Source organism: Austwickia chelonae (assembly GCF_003391095.1).
GTDB classification, from domain to species: Bacteria; Actinomycetota; Actinomycetes; order Actinomycetales; family Dermatophilaceae; genus Austwickia; species Austwickia chelonae_A.
In genome coordinates, this window is record NZ_CP031447.1 from 1,123,116 (window position 1) to 1,139,300 (window position 16,185).

Below are 16,185 nucleotides of genomic sequence, written 5' to 3' on the forward strand. Positions count from 1 at the left end.
GTTGGATCATCTGCCGCTGCATCGAAAGGCTGGGACGACGTGAGCACGACGGGCCGACGTATAGGGACTAGACGTCGTGTCCGCCCGCCTCTGTCTGCAGAAGACCAGGGAAGGGGACACGACCCTCATTCGGCGTTGGCCGGCTTGCACAGTCCACTGTCCACGTACTATCTCCTGATCGCGTCGATCGGTACTTTGCTGGGCATCGGTCTGTTCATGGTGTTATCGGCGTCCAGCGTGATGTCTTTGCACGAGAACGGCAATGTCTTCACGATCGGGCTCAATCAGGCGAAGTTCGCACTGATTGGTGTCGTGCTGGCGATGGTGACCAGTAGGGTTCCGACTGCAGTGTGGCGCTCCTTGGGAACGCCGGTTCTTCTGGGAGCGCTCTTTCTCCAGCTGCTGGTGTTCGTGCCAGGGCTGGGGGTCACTGCGAACGGTAATACCAACTGGCTGCGCTTGGGAGGGCTGCAGTTCCAACCAAGTGAATTCGGTAAGTTGGGGCTCATTCTGTACGGGGCCTGGATCCTCACGGTGAAGCGTCATCGGCTGGCGGATTGGAAACATGTCGTCATCCCCGTGATTTTTCCTGCAGCGACTTTGTTGTTTGGGCTCATTCTGGGTGGAGGAGACCTGGGAACGGCGATCGTTCTGTTCGGGATCTTGTTCGCCGTTCTCTGGACCTCAGGCATCCCTTCCCGAATTCTGGGTGTGGGTGTGGCGATCTGCACATTCTTGGTACTCATGCTTGCCCTGTTCAGCGCCAACCGGATGCGTCGTATCACGGGGTGGCTTTCCTGCGAGAAGGCGACTGATCACGATGGTGCTTGTTGGCAGGCTATTAATGGCCAATTCGCTTTGGCCGACGGTGGATTGTGGGGGCTGGGGCCTGGCGCGAGCCGGGAAAAATGGGGGTGGCTTCCTGAACGGCACAACGACTTCATCTTCGCGATCATCGGCGAAGAGTTGGGGATCTTCGGTACCTTTTCCATCCTGCTGCTGATCTGCATGATCATGGTGGCCTGCTACCGGGTGATCCTCCAGTCCGAAGACATGTTCGTTCGATTGGCCACGGCGGGTGTCATGGGGTGGTTCGTGGTGCAGTCGGTGGTGAACATCGGCGCGGTGATCGGGCTGCTTCCGGTGATCGGGGTGCCGCTTCCCTTGGTCTCTGCAGGTGGGTCGGCAATGGTGACGACCTTGTTCGGCCTGGGTATGGTCGTGTCCTTCGCGCGTAACGAACCGGCTTGTCAGCGTGCGTTGACTGAGCGACCGCATGTTCTCGCTCGTTCGTTGTCCATCTTGTCCCCGTTGAGGAAGAGACGCCGATGACTTCCGCTCGTCCCGATGTCCCCGAGAACCCAGATGAAGGTTCGGTGACGGTCCGTAGAGGCCCGCGTTCGGTGGTGTTGGCAGGAGGCGGGTCAGCTGGGCACGTGTCTCCTCTGTTGGCATTGGCTGATGCGCTACGTCGGCGTAATCCCTCAGTGACGATCACTGCTCTGGGTACCAGCACCGGCCTGGAGCAACGTTTGGTTCCCGAACGGGGATACCCGCTGAGATCGATTCCGAAGGTAGCTTTCCCCCGTAAGGCTCATGTTGATGCTTTGCGTCTGCCGGCCATGCTGAAAGAGGCTGTCGACCTGTCAGGGGAGATCCTGGACGAGGTGTCTGCTGAGGTCGTGGTGGGTTTCGGCGGGTATGTGTCTAGCCCGGCCTATCTGGCAGCGAAGAAGCGCGGCATTCCGATCGTGATCCACGAGCAGAACGCGCGTCCCGGGTTGGCCAATCGTCTGGGGGCACGTTTAACCCCCTACGTGGCGACAACTTTCACAGGGACTGACCTTGCCCATGCTCGAGTGGTGGGAATGCCGCTGCGAAGAGAGATCACGGGCCTGGACCGCGCTGCTGAGCGTGCTCGGGCACGAGAACATTTCGGGCTGGAGCAGGACGGGCCAGTCCTGCTGGTCACCGGAGGCTCTTTAGGCGCAGCCAAACTGAACTCGGCTTTTGCTGAAGCTGTTGAAGACCTCTCTCGAAGTGGCATCCAGGTTCTTCATGTCACTGGTCTGGGGAAGGAATTCGTTCCGGAAGGGACCCGCGGCACCCCATATGTAGTTCTTCCTTATGTTGATCGGATGGACCTGGCCTATGCCGCGGCGGATCTGGTGGTCTGTCGTTCAGGTGCCAATACAGTCTGCGAGTTGGCTGCTGTGGGGCTTCCTGCAATCTTTGTTCCGCTGCCGATTGGAAATGGGGAGCAGCGTTTCAATGCGGCTGATGTGCAGGCTGCTGGGGGATGTTTGTTGTTCGACGATGCGGATGTCAACGCTTTCTGGGTGCGAGCTGCGGTCCTTCCTTTGCTTCGAGACGAATTGCGTTGTCTTCGAATGGCTGAGGCGATGATGCGCTCAGGGCGCCGTGATGGAGACGATGGATTGGCCGATTTGGTGTACGAGGCTTGGCAGGAGAGCACGCGGTGAGGATGAGATTTGATGTGGACGAGCTAGTTCCGGCTCCTGCTGAACTGGGTCGGGTTCATGTGTTGGCTGTGGGTGGCGCAGGGATGTCCGCAGTGGCTCGATTGTTGTTGGCTGCAGGTGTTCAGGTGTCCGGGTCGGATGTCCGGGATTCCGATGTTCTACGGGGGCTGGCTCAGGAGGGTGTCCGTACCTTTGTCGGCCACGATCCTTCCTATGTTGCTGGAGCTGACACGGTGGTGATCTCCTCTGCCATCAGGGAAGACAACATTGAACTGGTTGAAGCGCGATCGCGAGGGCTACGTGTCTTGCATCGTTCACAGGCGCTCTCGTCCGTGATGTCCGGACGCCGTTCGATCGCGGTGGCTGGAGCGAACGGTAAGACGACAACAAGTTCGATGCTGGCGACAGTGCTGTCGCATGCGGACGCCGATCCGTCCTATGCGATTGGCGGCGAGCTGGTGACCAGAAGGACGAATGCGGCATTGGGAACAGGGGAGGTCTTTGTCGTAGAAGCAGACGAGAGTGACGGCTCTTTCCTTGTTTACCACCCGGAAATCGCAGTAGTCACGAACATTCAGCCCGATCATTTGGACTTCTACGGGACTTTTGATCAGGTGAAGGAGTCCTATCTGAAGTTCGGAAAGACTGTTCCTTCCGGTGGAACCATCGTCGCTTGTGCTGATGATTCCGGATCAGCTGAGTTTGCAAAACGGATGACTGGGACCGGAGTTCGTGTGGTGACCTATGGCGAGTCGGTAGATTCTTCGATACATATCGATGACATATCTTTTGATAGGCTGGGGTCAACGGCGACACTTGTTTATGAAGGTCGGCGTCACAGTCTGATGTTGTCGGTTCCAGGTCGGCACAATGTCGCCAATGCTGCAGCAGCTTTCGCGGCCGCCCACGTTGGAGTGGGAATGTCTGCTGAGAGCGCCCTTCAAGGCCTGTCTGCCTTTCGAGGTGCCCGACGCCGTTTTGAAGTGAAGGGCGAAGCCGGCGGGGTGCGTGTTGTTGACGATTACGCCCACAACCCGGGCAAGGTTGCTGCTGTGGTGGAGGCAGCCGCGCGGGTTGCTAGGCCTGGTCGGTTGATAGTGGTTTTTCAGCCCCATCTGTACAGCAGGACCAGGGATTTTGCGGGGGAATTCGGACGAGCATTGTCCGGCGCAGATCTGGTTTTAGTGACTGATGTGTATGCGGCGCGTGAAGATCCAATTCCAGGCGTGGATGGAAGGATGGTTGCTGAGGCAGTGGATCGGGTCAGTGGAGTCGAGGTCGATTATGTCGAGCAGCTGGCGCAGATTCCTGAGCATGTCGTCTCACGGGTCCGCCCAGGGGATTTGGTCGTAACGGTGGGCGCTGGCGATATCACCATGGCGGGTCCGAAGATCCTGGAGTTGTTGGCCGGGCAGGGACGTGGCTGATTCTCCACGAGGCAAACGGCCTGCTGATTCTCCACGGCTGAAGACGCCTAAGAACAAAAGTCCGTGGACACCGTCTGGGGTCAGGGGTGTTCGGAGAGCCGTCTCCTCAGCTCCCTCTGAGTTTGGTCATCCTGAGGGGGCACGTGAGCGTCCCCGTCTGGGAAAAGCACGCAACTCGGGAACTGCGGCGAAGCAGAGGCGGCGCCGCGGCAGGCCCCGAGCATGGCTCCTCCTGGGCCCGGCTGTTGCTCTGGCCTTTTTATGGGTGGTGCTGGGGAGTCCTTGGTTGCGAGTGGCCTCGGTAGAGGTTGTTGGTGGAGATCCTGATATTCAGGAAGAGGTCCGTAGCATCATGGACCCCCGTAAAGGACAGTCGTTGATCCAGGTTGATACAGTGGGGCTCCAGCGTGATGTAGCTCGTTTGCCGAAGCTGGCTCGTGCTGATGTTATGCGTGACTGGCCGAATCGTCTGAAAGTCACTGTGGTGCCACGTCAGCCTGTGATGGCAGTCGACCGGGGTCAGTCTTTGGACCTCGTTGATGGCGATGGCGCTGCCTATACGTCTGTTTCGATGGCTCCGCAGGGCGTTCCTACGGTGGCCGTCGCACATGGCGATGACAAACGAGAGATCGTGGCGGCGGCTTCGGCGATGAGGTCCTTGACTGACGATCAGAGATCCAAGGTGTCGAGCCTGGAAGCTTCTTCCCCTGACAACGTGCGTTTTGTTGTTGATGGAGTGGCAGTGGTCTGGGGTGGCGCAGGGCAAGGCCGGCAGAAAGGTCTGATCTTGACTGCCCTACTCCAACAGAAAGGCGTCAAGTCGATCAACGTCAGCGCACCGGATGCTCCGGTCGCTTCATGACCAGCGGAGGACGGTCGGTCAGGCGGCATCGAGCGCAGCCGGATTCCCGCATGTCGGCAACTTGAGTCACGGGCAGCGTGCCGTACGATGGGGCCGAGCTGGAGCGCACCATCGCACTTTTTGAAGCGGTACCCCTAGGCAGCGCCCCTCACGCACCACCATCGATCCAGGAATGAGGCCCCCGTCGTGGCAGCACCACAGAACTACTTGGCCGTGATCAAGGTCGTCGGCATCGGTGGCGGCGGTGTCAACGCGATCAACCGCATGATTGAGGTCGGCCTCAAGGGTGTCGAGTTCATCGCGATTAACACTGATGCCCAAGCGCTTCTGATGAGCGACGCTGATTTGAAGCTGGATGTGGGTCGTGAGTTGACCCGAGGACTAGGAGCAGGCGCAGACCCGGAAGTGGGTCGGCGCGCTGCCGAAGACCACGCCGAGGAGATCGAGGAAGCACTCAAGGGCGCTGACATGGTCTTCGTGACTGCAGGAGAAGGCGGTGGCACCGGTACCGGTGGAGCCCCTGTCGTAGCCAAGATCGCTAAGGGACTGGGGGCTCTGACTATTGGTGTGGTGACCCGTCCTTTCACCTTCGAGGGGCGACGCCGCGCGAACCAGGCCGAATCTGGGATCGGTACCTTGCGTGAAGAGGTTGACACTCTGATCGTGATCCCGAACGACCGGTTGTTGTCGATCAGCGATCGGGCTGTGAGTATGTTGGACGCTTTCCGCAGCGCTGATCAGGTGTTGCTCTCTGGCGTTCAGGGAATCACTGATTTGATCACGACTCCGGGTTTGATCAACCTGGACTTCGCTGATGTGAAGTCGGTGATGCAGGGCGCAGGGTCTGCCTTGATGGGGATTGGCTCGGCGCGAGGTGATGAGCGCGCGGTTCAAGCTGCAGAGTTGGCAATTTCTTCGCCACTCCTGGAGGCCAGTATCGATGGAGCGCACGGCGTTCTTCTGTCGATCCAAGGCGGTAGTGATCTGGGCCTCTTCGAGATTAATGAGGCCGCGCGGCTGGTTCAGGAAGCTGCCCATCCTGAGGCGAACATCATCTTCGGCGCGGTTATTGATGACGCTCTAGGAGATGAGGTCCGTGTGACCGTGATCGCCGCGGGTTTTGACTCGGGCGGCCCGCAGCGGACCAGTGAACGTGGTCTCGGCCAGGCCGCCGGCTCTTCTCAGCAGCGCCCGACTACCCCTCAGCAGCGCCCAGCAGCTCCGCAGCCGCAGGCATCTCGGCAGGTGTCTCCTCCTGTGATGCAGCAGCCTTCGTCGCATCCTCGCCTGGGACAGGTGATGCCGCCTCCTCCGGGGCGTCCGGTGGAACCGGCGCGACTTCAGTCTGAATCAGCCAGGGATGTGCGGCCGGAGCGGAAGTTGGAGCGTCCCGCTGAGGCTGGAAACTCGGCCATGAACCGCCCGGCTGAGCCTGCGAGGCCTCCCCGGACGGTGACTTTCGATGAAGCTGACGATCTGGACGTTCCTGATTTCCTGAAGTGAGTTCTGGCATAGGTCGGATCTGGCGTCCTTAGAGTTGGCGATCCCGGCCTTGGTAGAGCGCTCCTCCAGAGGTTGTCATGTGGTTCAGCAGGCGTCTGTCTTCCGGGTGCCTGCTGAACCTTTTGTTCCAGGGAGATGAGGGCTTGCCTCGGAAATAGCTTGTGCAGCGTAGGGTTACGACGTGTGGGAATGGACTCAGACGTACGAGGCGCTGCCCGGGAGACACTCGCTGCGGTGGGGATTTACTAATGCCGTTGGAGGAGCGAGCTCACTGCCCTATCGGTCACTGAATCTCGGGGATCATGTGGGGGACGACCCCGCATCTGTAGCTGAAAATCGTGCTGCAGTGGCCAGTGATCTGGGGTTGCCTCCGGACCAGCTGCGCTTTATGAAACAGGTGCACGAAGCTCAGGTCGCTGTCGTGGAGGGAACTTCAGGTTTAACGCCAGTGGCAGATGCTATGGTGACCCACTCCACAGGGGTGGCTTTAGCTGTCCTGGTGGCGGATTGCGTTCCTGTTCTCCTGGCTGACCGCGCTATCGGCGTTATCGGTGTGGCGCATGCCGGGCGACCAGGGCTCGTGGCAGGTGTCGTTCCTCAGACTGTGCGGACGATGCGCGGCCTCGGCGCACGTCGGATCGAGGCGGTCGTCGGGCCTTCGGTCTGTGGCCGCTGTTACGAGGTTCCTGCTGCGATGCAGGCGGCTGTGGCCGCGGTGTCCCCGGTAAGCGCCACCGTCAGCTGGACCGGAAGCCCCGCGGTGGATGTAGCAGCTGGTGTGGTGGAGCAACTGAATTCATTGGGGGTGGATGTGTCCTGGCGACCGGGGTGCACCCGTGAATCCACGAATCTTTATTCCTATCGTCGTGATGCTGTGACAGGCAGATTCGCCGGAGTGGTCCTGCAAGGGGGAGAATGATGGGACGCCGTGAGGAGCTTGCCGCTGCCCTGGCGACGGTTCAGGGAAGGATCCGCGCAGCTTGTGACGCTTGTGGGCGGGATTCTGCCGAAATCACGCTGGTAGTGGTGACGAAGAACTTTCCGATGGAAGATCTGGTCCACCTGTCGGCATTGGGTGTTCGGCATATCGGTGAGAATCGGAGCCAAGAGGCTGAGAACAAACTTGACAGGCTGGCAGCTGTCTGTCCTGAAGCGCGTACCGCGCTGAATGTTCATTTCATCGGTCAGCTGCAGACGAACAAAGCGACTTCAGTCGCTCGTTATGCCGATGTGGTGCATTCGGTAGATCGAATTCGTCTGGTCGAGGCACTGGATCGAGGGGCTGATCGCGCTGAGCGATCTATGGACGTATTGGTTCAGGTGTCTCTCGACGGGCAACAAGGGCGAGGCGGCATCGATGTAGCTGGACTCCCGCAGATTGTCGAGCAGGTGGCGCGATCTTCACGTTTGCATCTGCGCGGTGTGATGGCAGTGGCTCCGCCAGGCGCGGACGCTGACAGCGCATTTTCGGAACTGGCTGCTGCAGCAACAGTTCTTCGGTCGTATGACACCTCAGCGAGAGTGATCTCAGCAGGGATGTCATCAGACCTGGAGGCAGCGATACGACGCGGGTCCACACTTCTGCGTGTCGGTAACGCAATCCTCGGAACCAGAACGCCGACCGGCTAGTTTCGCTAATGAGCACTGGCGTCTCCGTCTCCGGGGCGTCATGGCAGGCGACGGGTGAGCTAAGGAGCGACGACCATGGGATTCTTTAAGGACGCGAGTGTCTACCTGGGTTTGCGTGATGACGAACGTGAACTGGCGTACGACACTCCGCGACACAACGGAGGGGGCCACGCGGACAGGTTGAGTCGCGCGGCACCTGTCATGCACGGTGCGAATGCCGTGTCGCTGCATGACGATTACGACCCAGAACCGATGCACCATGCGGAGGTAACCCCGTTGCGGACGACACCGGTCGCACAGGTCGTCGACGATGTGGAGGTCGCAGCCGTGAACCGCATCACCACCATTCACCCGAAAACCTACAATGACGCGCGCAACATCGGTGAGGCCTTCCGCGAAGGCACTCCGGTCATCATGAACCTCACCGATCTGGATGATGCGGACGCCAAGCGTTTGGTCGATTTCGCTGCGGGCCTGGTCTTCGGCCTGCAAGGTGCGATCGAACGGGTGACGAACAAGGTCTTTTTGTTGTCGCCCTCCACCGTGGAGATCACGACTGAAGGAGGAGACGGCGCCAAGGATGGGCGCGGTCTGTTCAATCAGAGCTGAGTCGCTGTACACCCGTCGCTGAAGCGCGTGGATCCGGTTGTTGTCCGGATCTGCGCGCTTCGTCGTTGATACTAGGAAGCATGAACGTGGTGCGACTCCTGCTCATATGGATTCTGAATGTCTTCCTGCTGCTACTCTTGGCCAGGCTGGCATTGGATTGGATCCAGATGTTCGCGCGAGACTGGCGACCGCGCGGGGTGCTCCTCGTGATAGCTGAGGGCCTTTACACGGTCACGGACCCGCCCTTGCGGGCTGTACGCAAGGTCGTTCCACCGTTGAATCTCGGGGGAGTGGCTCTTGACCTATCTTTTATGGTGGTCGTTCTCATCATCTGGCTTCTACGTGTGCTCCTGCTTCGATGAAGTGCCCTTGGCTATGATGATTTTAGGATGAACGATCGTCCAGGTCAGAGACCTAAAGCGCAGTTGTCGACACGGCGAGTCGCACCAGTGTTTGCCCGAGCGACGTTACGCACTTGGGTAGGCTGACGCCTGTCCACTACAGGTCCGATCGAGGGGACGACATGGCTCTTACGCCCGAAGATGTCCTTAATAAGAACTTCACAGCTACCCAGTTCCGACGTGGGTACGACGAACAGGAAGTTGATGACTTCCTCGACGAAGTAGTCGTTGAGCTGCGCCGATTGCTCGGTGAGAATTCCGAGCTAAGACGAAAACTGGAGGCTGCCCAGCAGGGCAAAGGTCTCCAGGATTCGCCTGCGGTCGGTGTAGGAATGGATCCCTACGCAGTCCGTCAGAGCGAAGCATCCACCAAGGCTGAGATCGAGCGCATCCAGCGTGAATCTGAAGACCGCATCGCTCGAGCCCGCGCTGGTGCAGAACAGGCCGAAAAGGATGCTTCCGCTAGAATTTCCAAGGCCCGAGCCGATGCTGAGAACGCGGAGAAGCAGGCTGCGGCGGCGGCTCGAGCTGCCGACCAGGCACGTCGTGACATGCCTCCTACAGGGGCTCCACCTGCCCCGCATCCGATGGTCGCAGCTGCGACAGGTGGCGCAGGGGATGCTGCCGGTGTCATTGCCTTGGCGCAGAAGCTTCACGACGAGTACGTCACTCAGGGCAAGGCAGAGCACGATCGCTTGTTGGGTGAAGCTACCCGACAGCGCGACCAGATGCTGGCTGCTGCCACCACTCAGCGCGACCAGATGTTGGCTGAGGCGAACACGCGTCGTGACCAGTTGTTGGGTGAAGCCCAGGCACGGCACAACGAGTTGATCGGCACCGCAGAGTCTCGCCATCGTGAATTGTTGAGTACTGCTCAGACTGAACATGACCGTCTTCTTGCCGAGGCCAATGAAACGCACGAGCGCTTGATTACCGAAGCACGTCAGCGTTCGACCGGGATGGTGGCGGAGGCGCAGCAGAAGCGGCAGTCCGTGTTGGAGGAGATGGAGCGGACCCAGTCCCAGCTCAACCAGCGCATCGCCGAACTGCGGCAGTACGAGCAGGATTACCGCAATCGTCTACGTTCCTTCATTGAGGGCCAGCTTCATACGCTGGCCAACGCTGAGACGGTGGCTCCTCGTAGCGCTATCGGCTGATTTGAGAGCTGATGGCGTTACCGGGAGGCTCAGGCGTCGCTTGGTGACGTCGGAGCAGCTTCTTGTGCCTGAATTTGTGCTCGATATGTGGACGGTATGACGCTCGCGCTCCGGTCAGATGGACGTGAGCATGCGCTGATGGTCAGGGCATGGAGGTCTTGGCCTCGGGATGGCCTTCTGGGCAGGACCGTTGCTTGGGACCGGTGCCTGTAGAAGCGCCATACGATGATTCGCACTATTTGGCGAGGCCTGGCTCGGGCTGGGCCCATCGGACAGAGCTCTACGTGATGGGTTGACTCTGGACGGTAGACCAGGGGTGTTGTCATTGAGTTAGGCCTTTGACGGTCTATCCTTTCCACCACTGATCATTCCGGTCGGTGTGAGAACAACGAGCGAGGTACGCCATGGCCGGTGTCACAGAGGCGAGCATGAGCGCGAGACACGACGATTCCGATCTGACGTGGCTTCCGACCCGTGAAGGAGAGGAGCCTTGGACGATCGACGATCTGGAGGAGGTGCGCTCGGAGCTCCTGAGTGAACGAGAGCGTCTTACCGCAGACCTTGCCGAGTCGGAAATGGACCTTCAGGACCTCATGCGGGATTACGGCGGAGGGTCAGGCGACGACTCGGCCGACACCGGTGGAAAAGTTCTGGAGCGTGAGCAGGAGATGACGCTGACCAACAACTCGCGAGGGCTGCTTGCACAGACTGAGCGGGCTTTGGAGCGCCTTGATGCCCATACCTACGGGGTTTGTGAGAACTGTGAGCAGCCGGTCGGAAAGCTTCGACTGCAGGCGTTTCCTCGAGCGACCTTGTGCGTCTCCTGTAAGCAGAAGCAGGAACGACGCTGACTGTGTCCGACGCTGCCAGCGGAGACGGGAAGCCTCCATGCCCTGATCCGCTGAACGACAGGCATAGTGACCAAGGCGTTTCGTCTCCGGGATGGACTCCGCTCGTCCTGGGGCTTGCGGTCTTGGTCTATGCCGCGGATCAGTTGACGAAGATCTGGGCTTTGGCGAACCTCGAGCCGGGGAACCGGAGGGAGTGGCTCGGGGAGCTGGTGCAACTCCATCTCATCTTCAACCCAGGCGCAGCTTTTTCGCTTGGGTCCAACATGACCTGGCTATTTACCATTATCCAGACAGTGGTCCCGGCGATGATCTTGTTCTTCACCCCTCGGCTGAAGACCTGGCAGTGGGCTGCAGGTGCCGGTCTTGCTCTGGGTGGTGCTTTAGGGAACCTCACTGATAGATTGCTGCGCTCACCGGGATTTGGGGTCGGTCATGTGGTCGACTTCCTTGAACTGCCGAATTGGCCAATTTTCAATGTGGCGGATTCTGCCATCGTAGGGGCGGCCTTGATCGTGACCCTTGCGACAGCGATGGGGGTGGATGCGTTCGGTGAAGAGAAGAGCGACTCTTCCAAGCCCGAACGCAGCGACAGCACCGCGGAGAAGAAGTACCCCGCTGAGGGGGACACGGAAACATTTGGGGACAAGAATCGTGGTTGATATGCGCGCCTTCCCGGTGCCTGACGGACTTGATGCAGAACGGGTCGATGCTGCACTGGCACGACTTTTTGGGCTTTCTCGCACCCGTGCTGCCGAACTGGCTAGTGAAGGCGCGGTTGCGCTCGACGGGCGGCCGGTCGGCAAGTCAGACCGGGTCCGGGCCGGCAGCCTGTTGGAGGTTGCGCTTCCGGCGACTGTTCTTCCCCCAGGGTTAGAGGTCATCGCCGAGCCGGTTCCAGGAATGACGGTGGTCCATGACGATGACGACATCGTGGTGGTCGACAAGCCTGTCGGTGTGGCCGCTCATCCGAGTGTTGGATGGTCCGGTCCAACAGTGGTGGGTGGCTTGGCGGCCGCAGGCTACAGGATCTCGACCTCCGGAGCCTCGGAACGCCAAGGCATTGTGAGCAGGCTGGACGTAGGCACCTCGGGGCTGATGGTCGTCGCCAAGAGTGAGTACGCCTACTCTGTCCTCAAACGTGCGTTCCGCGACCGCACTGTCGAGAAGACTTATCACGCACTTGTTCAGGGGCTGCCGGACCCGGTGGTCGGCACCATCGATGCTCCGATCGGTCGACACCCTGCTTATGACTACAAATACGCTGTGATGAAGTCGGGTAAGCGAGCGATCACCCATTATGAGGTCGTTGAGGCTTTCGGACCAGCTAGCCTCGTCCAGATCCATTTGGAGACAGGACGAACCCATCAGATTAGGGTTCATTTCGCGGCGACTCGCCACCCTTGCTGTGGGGATCCGTTGTACGGGAGTGACCCTGTACTGGCCAAAAGACTCGGGCTGGAACGCCAGTGGTTGCATGCGACCGGTCTGGGATTCGTGCATCCTGGGTCTGGGGAATGGGCCACCTTTGAGAGCACCTATCCTGGAGACCTACAGGGCGCGCTCGACCGTATCGCTACCTGACGCTGTATCCGAGCATGATGCTCCTGGCGTGTCTGCGGGGCTTAGACTCGCACAACGATGTCAATCCAGCCAGCCTCCGCCGCCCCGACCGATCAGATCGGGTCGGGATTTGTTCACCTGCACAATCACACCGAGTACTCCATGCTGGACGGTGCCGCGCGGATCGACGACCTCTTCGAGGCCTCGGCCCGGATGAGGATGCCCTCGCTCGCCACCACCGACCACGGGTTCATTTTTGGTGCCTACGAGTTCTGGAAGAAATCCAGCAAGTACGGGGTCAAGCCCATCATCGGTATCGAGGGCTATCTGACACCGGGGACGCACCGTACCGACAAGACCCGGGTGAAATGGGGCGACGGTAGCCGGGACGATGTCTCGGGGGCCGGGTCGTACACGCACATGACGATGTGGGCCCAGAACAACGTCGGCATGCACAATCTCTTCCGATTGTGTTCTTTAGCCAGTCTGGAGGGGTACTACTTCAAACCCCGTATGGACCGGGAGCTGTTGCAGACGTATGGGAGAGGCATTATCGCAACTACTGGATGCCCTTCTGGGGAGGTCCAGACCCGGCTTCGCTTGGGACAGTACGCAGAGGCAAAACAGGCTGCCGCTGACTTTCGTGACATCTTTGGCCCGGAGAATTTCTATTGCGAGCTGATGGACCACGGGCTTGACATCGAACGGCGGGTGCAACGTGACCTGTTGCGTCTGGCCAAAGAACTTGACCTTCCTCTGGTGGCGACGAACGACCTTCACTACACGAAGGCCGAGGACGCGAAGTCCCACGCGGCGCTGCTTTGTGTGCAGTCAGGGTCCACCATCATGGATCCCAACCGGTTCAAATTCGATGCCGACGAATTCTACTTGAAGTCCCCTGAACAGATGCGTCATCTGTGGCGGGAGGTTCCAGAGGCTTGTGACAACACCCTGCGAATCGCAGAACGCTGCGCGATCGACTTCGTCGAGGAAACCGGCAAGTACATGCCACGCTTTCCCTGCCCGGAAGGTGAGGACGAGACGAGTTGGTTCATCAAAGAAGTCGAGAGGGGGCTCCATGAACGTTATCCCCAAGGAATCCCCGACTATGCACGTAAACAGGCTGAATACGAAGAAGAAGTCATCATCGGTAAGGGGTATCCCGGATACTTCCTCGTTGTTGCGGACTTCATCAATTGGGCCAAGAACAATGGCATCCGTGTCGGACCGGGGCGTGGGTCCGGTGCTGGCTCAATGTGTGCCTATGCGATGCGGATCACCGACCTCGATCCGGTTCCGCACGGCCTGATCTTCGAGCGTTTCCTCAACCCGGAACGTCCGTCGATGCCAGACTTCGACGTGGACTTCGACGAACGCCGACGCGGCGAGGTCATCAAGTACGTCACGGACAAGTACGGTTCGGATCGGGTCGCGCAGATCGTGACCTACGGGACGATCAAGGCCAAACAAGCAGTCAAGGATTCGGCCCGCGTCCTCGGGCACCCTTTCGCGGTCGGTGAGAAGCTGACCAAAGCGATGCCACCGGATGTCATGGGTAAGGGCATCCCCTTGTCCGGCATCTTCGACTCCGGCCACAAGAGATACGCAGAAGCGCAGGACTTCAGGGATCTGCACAGCTCTGACCCTGTGGCTCAGGAAGTTGTGGCCACAGCCCTGGGTCTAGAAGGCCTGAAGCGGCAGTGGGGTGTCCACGCTGCTGGCGTCATCATGTCCAGCGAACCGTTGCTCGACGTCATCCCGATCATGAAGCGGGAACAGGACGGGCAGATCATCACCCAGTTCGACTATCCGAGCTGTGAGAGTCTCGGGCTGGTCAAGATGGACTTTCTGGGCCTGCGGAACCTGACGATTCTCGATGACGCGCTGGCCAACGTGAAACTCAACCGCGGTGAGGACATCGATCTGGACCAGCTGTCCAAGGACCCGACTGATGTCAACGCCTACAAGTTGTTGCAGCGCGGAGACACACTCGGCGTCTTCCAGCTCGACGGCGGCGGTATGCGCTCCTTGCTCCGGCTGATGCAGCCGGACAACTTCGAAGACATCTCCGCTGCACTTGCCCTCTATCGTCCTGGGCCGATGGGAGCGGACAGCCATACCAACTATGCGCTGCGCAAAACTGGCCGGCAAGAGATCGTTCCGATCCATCCGGAGTTAGCTGAGCCGCTGGACGAGATCCTGTCGATGACTCAGGGCCTGATCATCTATCAGGAGCAGGTTCAGCAGATCGCCCAGAAACTTGCTGGGTACACCCTGGGCAAGGCGGACATGCTGCGTCGTGCCATGGGGAAGAAGAAGAAGGAAGTCCTGGACGCAGAGTTCGTCCCGTTCGAAGCCGGGATGCTCGACAACGGGTACTCGAAGGCAGCGATCAAGACGCTGTGGGACATTTTGGTTCCCTTCTCCGACTATGCCTTCAACAAGGCTCATACGGCTGCGTACGGGCTGGTGTCCTACTGGACGGCTTACCTCAAGGCGAATTATCCGGCCGAATACATGGCTGCACTGTTGACCTCGGTCGGTGATGACAAGGATAAATCTGCGCTCTATCTCAACGAGTGTCGTCACATGGGAATCAAGGTGCTTCCTCCTGATGTGAACTCTTCCATCGGTTTTTTTGCTGCGGTCGGGGAAGATATTCGATTCGGCTTGCAGGCGGTACGTAACGTGGGTGGCAACGTGGTGGAAGCCATCGTGCAGGCTCGGGAGGAAAAAGGAGAGTTTTCTTCCTTCGCGGACTTCCTTAACAAAGTGCCTGCTGTGGTCTGTAACAAGCGAACCATCGAGTCCTTGGTCAAAGCCGGTGCTTTCGACTCGTTGGGCCATCCTCGCCATGGTCTGGTTCGGATCCACGAGCAATATGTCGATGCTCTGGTGGACGTCAAGCGGAAAGAAGCTATTGGCCAGGACAGCCTGTTTGCCTCTTTCGGTTTCGGTGAGGAAGATGCCGGGGAAAACCCGATGGACGCGATGTCCGGACTGCCTGCGATTCCCGATCTGGAGTGGGACAAGGCCACCGAGTTGGCTTTCGAACGTGAGATGTTGGGTCTCTACGTATCGGATCATCCGTTGTTCGGAATCGAGCACGTTCTGTCACAGCACGCTGATACATCGGTCAGCTCTCTCAACCTTCCGGTGGAGGACGGAGGTCGCAGCGACGGCGCGATCGTGACCGTGGCCGGCTTGATCACCGGTCTTCAGTTGAAACGTACGAAGAATGGTGAGTTGTGGGCGATTGTGACCGTGGAGGACCTCCAGGGTTCAGTCGAGTGTCTCTTCTTCCCCAAGACGTACATGACGGTTTCCACGATGTTGTCGACCGATGTGGTGTGCACGGTGAAGGGCAGGGTGAACCGTCGGGATGATGCGACGAGCCTCTACGCCCAGGAACTCACGCTTCCCGATATCACCGAAGGCCCTCGTGGCCCGGTGGTGCTCACCCTGCCTGCTTCTCGGGCGACTCAGCGGCTTGCTGAACGACTCAAAGATGTGCTTTGTGAGCATCCAGGGGTGACTGAGGTGCAGATCAAGTTAACGCAGCCAGGCCGGGGGGTTCTGATGAGGTTGGACGATTCGTTACGGGTGAGTGCAAGCCCGGAGCTCTTCGGCGATCTCAAGGCGCTGCTGGGAACCTCCTGTCTGGATGTCTGAGACCTGAGGAGCTTCCCTGTCGGGCTGCTGA

The 16,185-nt window shown here is 59.3% G+C and carries 14 protein-coding genes and 1 pseudogene; all 15 read left to right on the forward strand.

The features are described 5' to 3' along the window. Window positions 1-144: 144 nt before the first annotated feature. The 15 genes and pseudogenes from ftsW (at window position 145) to dnaE (ending at window position 16,154) form a co-directional block, all read left to right on the forward strand. Window positions 145-1,332 (forward strand): putative lipid II flippase FtsW, encoded by a 1,188-nt coding sequence (gene ftsW, locus DX923_RS04950; protein ID WP_240322750.1) that lies wholly within the window; start codon window positions 145-147, stop codon window positions 1,330-1,332. Further along, on the forward strand, window positions 1,329-2,483 hold the full coding sequence (gene murG, locus DX923_RS04955) for an undecaprenyldiphospho-muramoylpentapeptide beta-N-acetylglucosaminyltransferase (protein ID WP_116113125.1): 1,155 nt from the start codon (window positions 1,329-1,331) through the stop codon (window positions 2,481-2,483). Before ftsW ends, murG begins: the two co-directional genes overlap by 4 nt. 2 nt (window positions 2,484-2,485) lie before the next feature. After that, complete coding sequence (murC, locus tag DX923_RS04960; RefSeq protein ID WP_162872787.1) at window positions 2,486-3,910, forward strand: UDP-N-acetylmuramate--L-alanine ligase; 1,425 nt, start codon at window positions 2,486-2,488, stop codon at window positions 3,908-3,910. A 292-nt stretch (window positions 3,911-4,202) separates the two neighbouring features. Next, window positions 4,203-4,343 (forward strand): annotated as a pseudogene (locus tag DX923_RS17115) (hypothetical protein); the annotation flags it as partial. Window positions 4,344-4,394: 51 nt separating this feature from the next. Then, window positions 4,395-4,772: a cell division protein FtsQ/DivIB gene (locus tag DX923_RS16120; RefSeq protein WP_240322753.1), complete on the forward strand. Its 378-nt coding sequence runs from the start codon at window positions 4,395-4,397 to the stop codon at window positions 4,770-4,772. Window positions 4,773-4,958: 186 nt separating this feature from the next. Continuing rightward, window positions 4,959-6,275, forward strand: a complete 1,317-nt coding sequence (ftsZ, locus tag DX923_RS04970) for a cell division protein FtsZ (RefSeq protein WP_116113128.1) — start codon at window positions 4,959-4,961, stop codon at window positions 6,273-6,275. Window positions 6,276-6,456: 181 nt separating this feature from the next. Beyond that, entirely contained in the window at window positions 6,457-7,194 is a 738-nt protein-coding gene (gene pgeF, locus DX923_RS04975; protein WP_116113129.1) for a peptidoglycan editing factor PgeF, read from the forward strand. Beyond that, entirely contained in the window at window positions 7,191-7,904 is a 714-nt protein-coding gene (locus tag DX923_RS04980) for a YggS family pyridoxal phosphate-dependent enzyme (protein WP_116113131.1), read from the forward strand. The genes pgeF and DX923_RS04980 overlap by 4 nt, the downstream gene beginning before the upstream one ends. Before the next feature lie 75 nt (window positions 7,905-7,979). Next, on the forward strand, window positions 7,980-8,513 hold the full coding sequence (locus DX923_RS04985; protein WP_116113132.1) for a cell division protein SepF: 534 nt from the start codon (window positions 7,980-7,982) through the stop codon (window positions 8,511-8,513). Window positions 8,514-8,593: 80 nt separating this feature from the next. Further along, window positions 8,594-8,875, forward strand: coding sequence for a YggT family protein (locus DX923_RS04990; RefSeq protein WP_116113134.1), 282 nt, complete (start codon window positions 8,594-8,596; stop codon window positions 8,873-8,875). A 161-nt stretch (window positions 8,876-9,036) separates the two neighbouring features. Then, window positions 9,037-10,071, forward strand: coding sequence for a DivIVA domain-containing protein (locus DX923_RS04995; RefSeq protein ID WP_116113135.1), 1,035 nt, complete (start codon window positions 9,037-9,039; stop codon window positions 10,069-10,071). Between the two features lie 428 nt (window positions 10,072-10,499). Beyond that, entirely contained in the window at window positions 10,500-10,922 is a 423-nt protein-coding gene (locus DX923_RS05000; protein WP_240322756.1) for a TraR/DksA family transcriptional regulator, read from the forward strand. A gap of 2 nt (window positions 10,923-10,924) precedes the next feature. Then, window positions 10,925-11,581 (forward strand): signal peptidase II, encoded by a 657-nt coding sequence (gene lspA, locus DX923_RS05005; RefSeq protein WP_240322758.1) that lies wholly within the window; start codon window positions 10,925-10,927, stop codon window positions 11,579-11,581. 1 nt (window position 11,582) lies between these two features. Continuing rightward, window positions 11,583-12,503 carry an RluA family pseudouridine synthase gene (locus DX923_RS05010; RefSeq protein WP_116113140.1) on the forward strand — a complete coding sequence of 307 codons (921 nt, stop codon included), beginning with the start codon at window positions 11,583-11,585 and terminating at the stop codon, window positions 12,501-12,503. Between the two features lie 57 nt (window positions 12,504-12,560). Then, a complete protein-coding gene (gene dnaE, locus DX923_RS05015) occupies window positions 12,561-16,154 on the forward strand; it encodes a DNA polymerase III subunit alpha (protein ID WP_116113142.1) in 3,594 nt (1,197 codons plus the stop codon). Window positions 16,155-16,185: the final 31 nt, after the last annotated feature.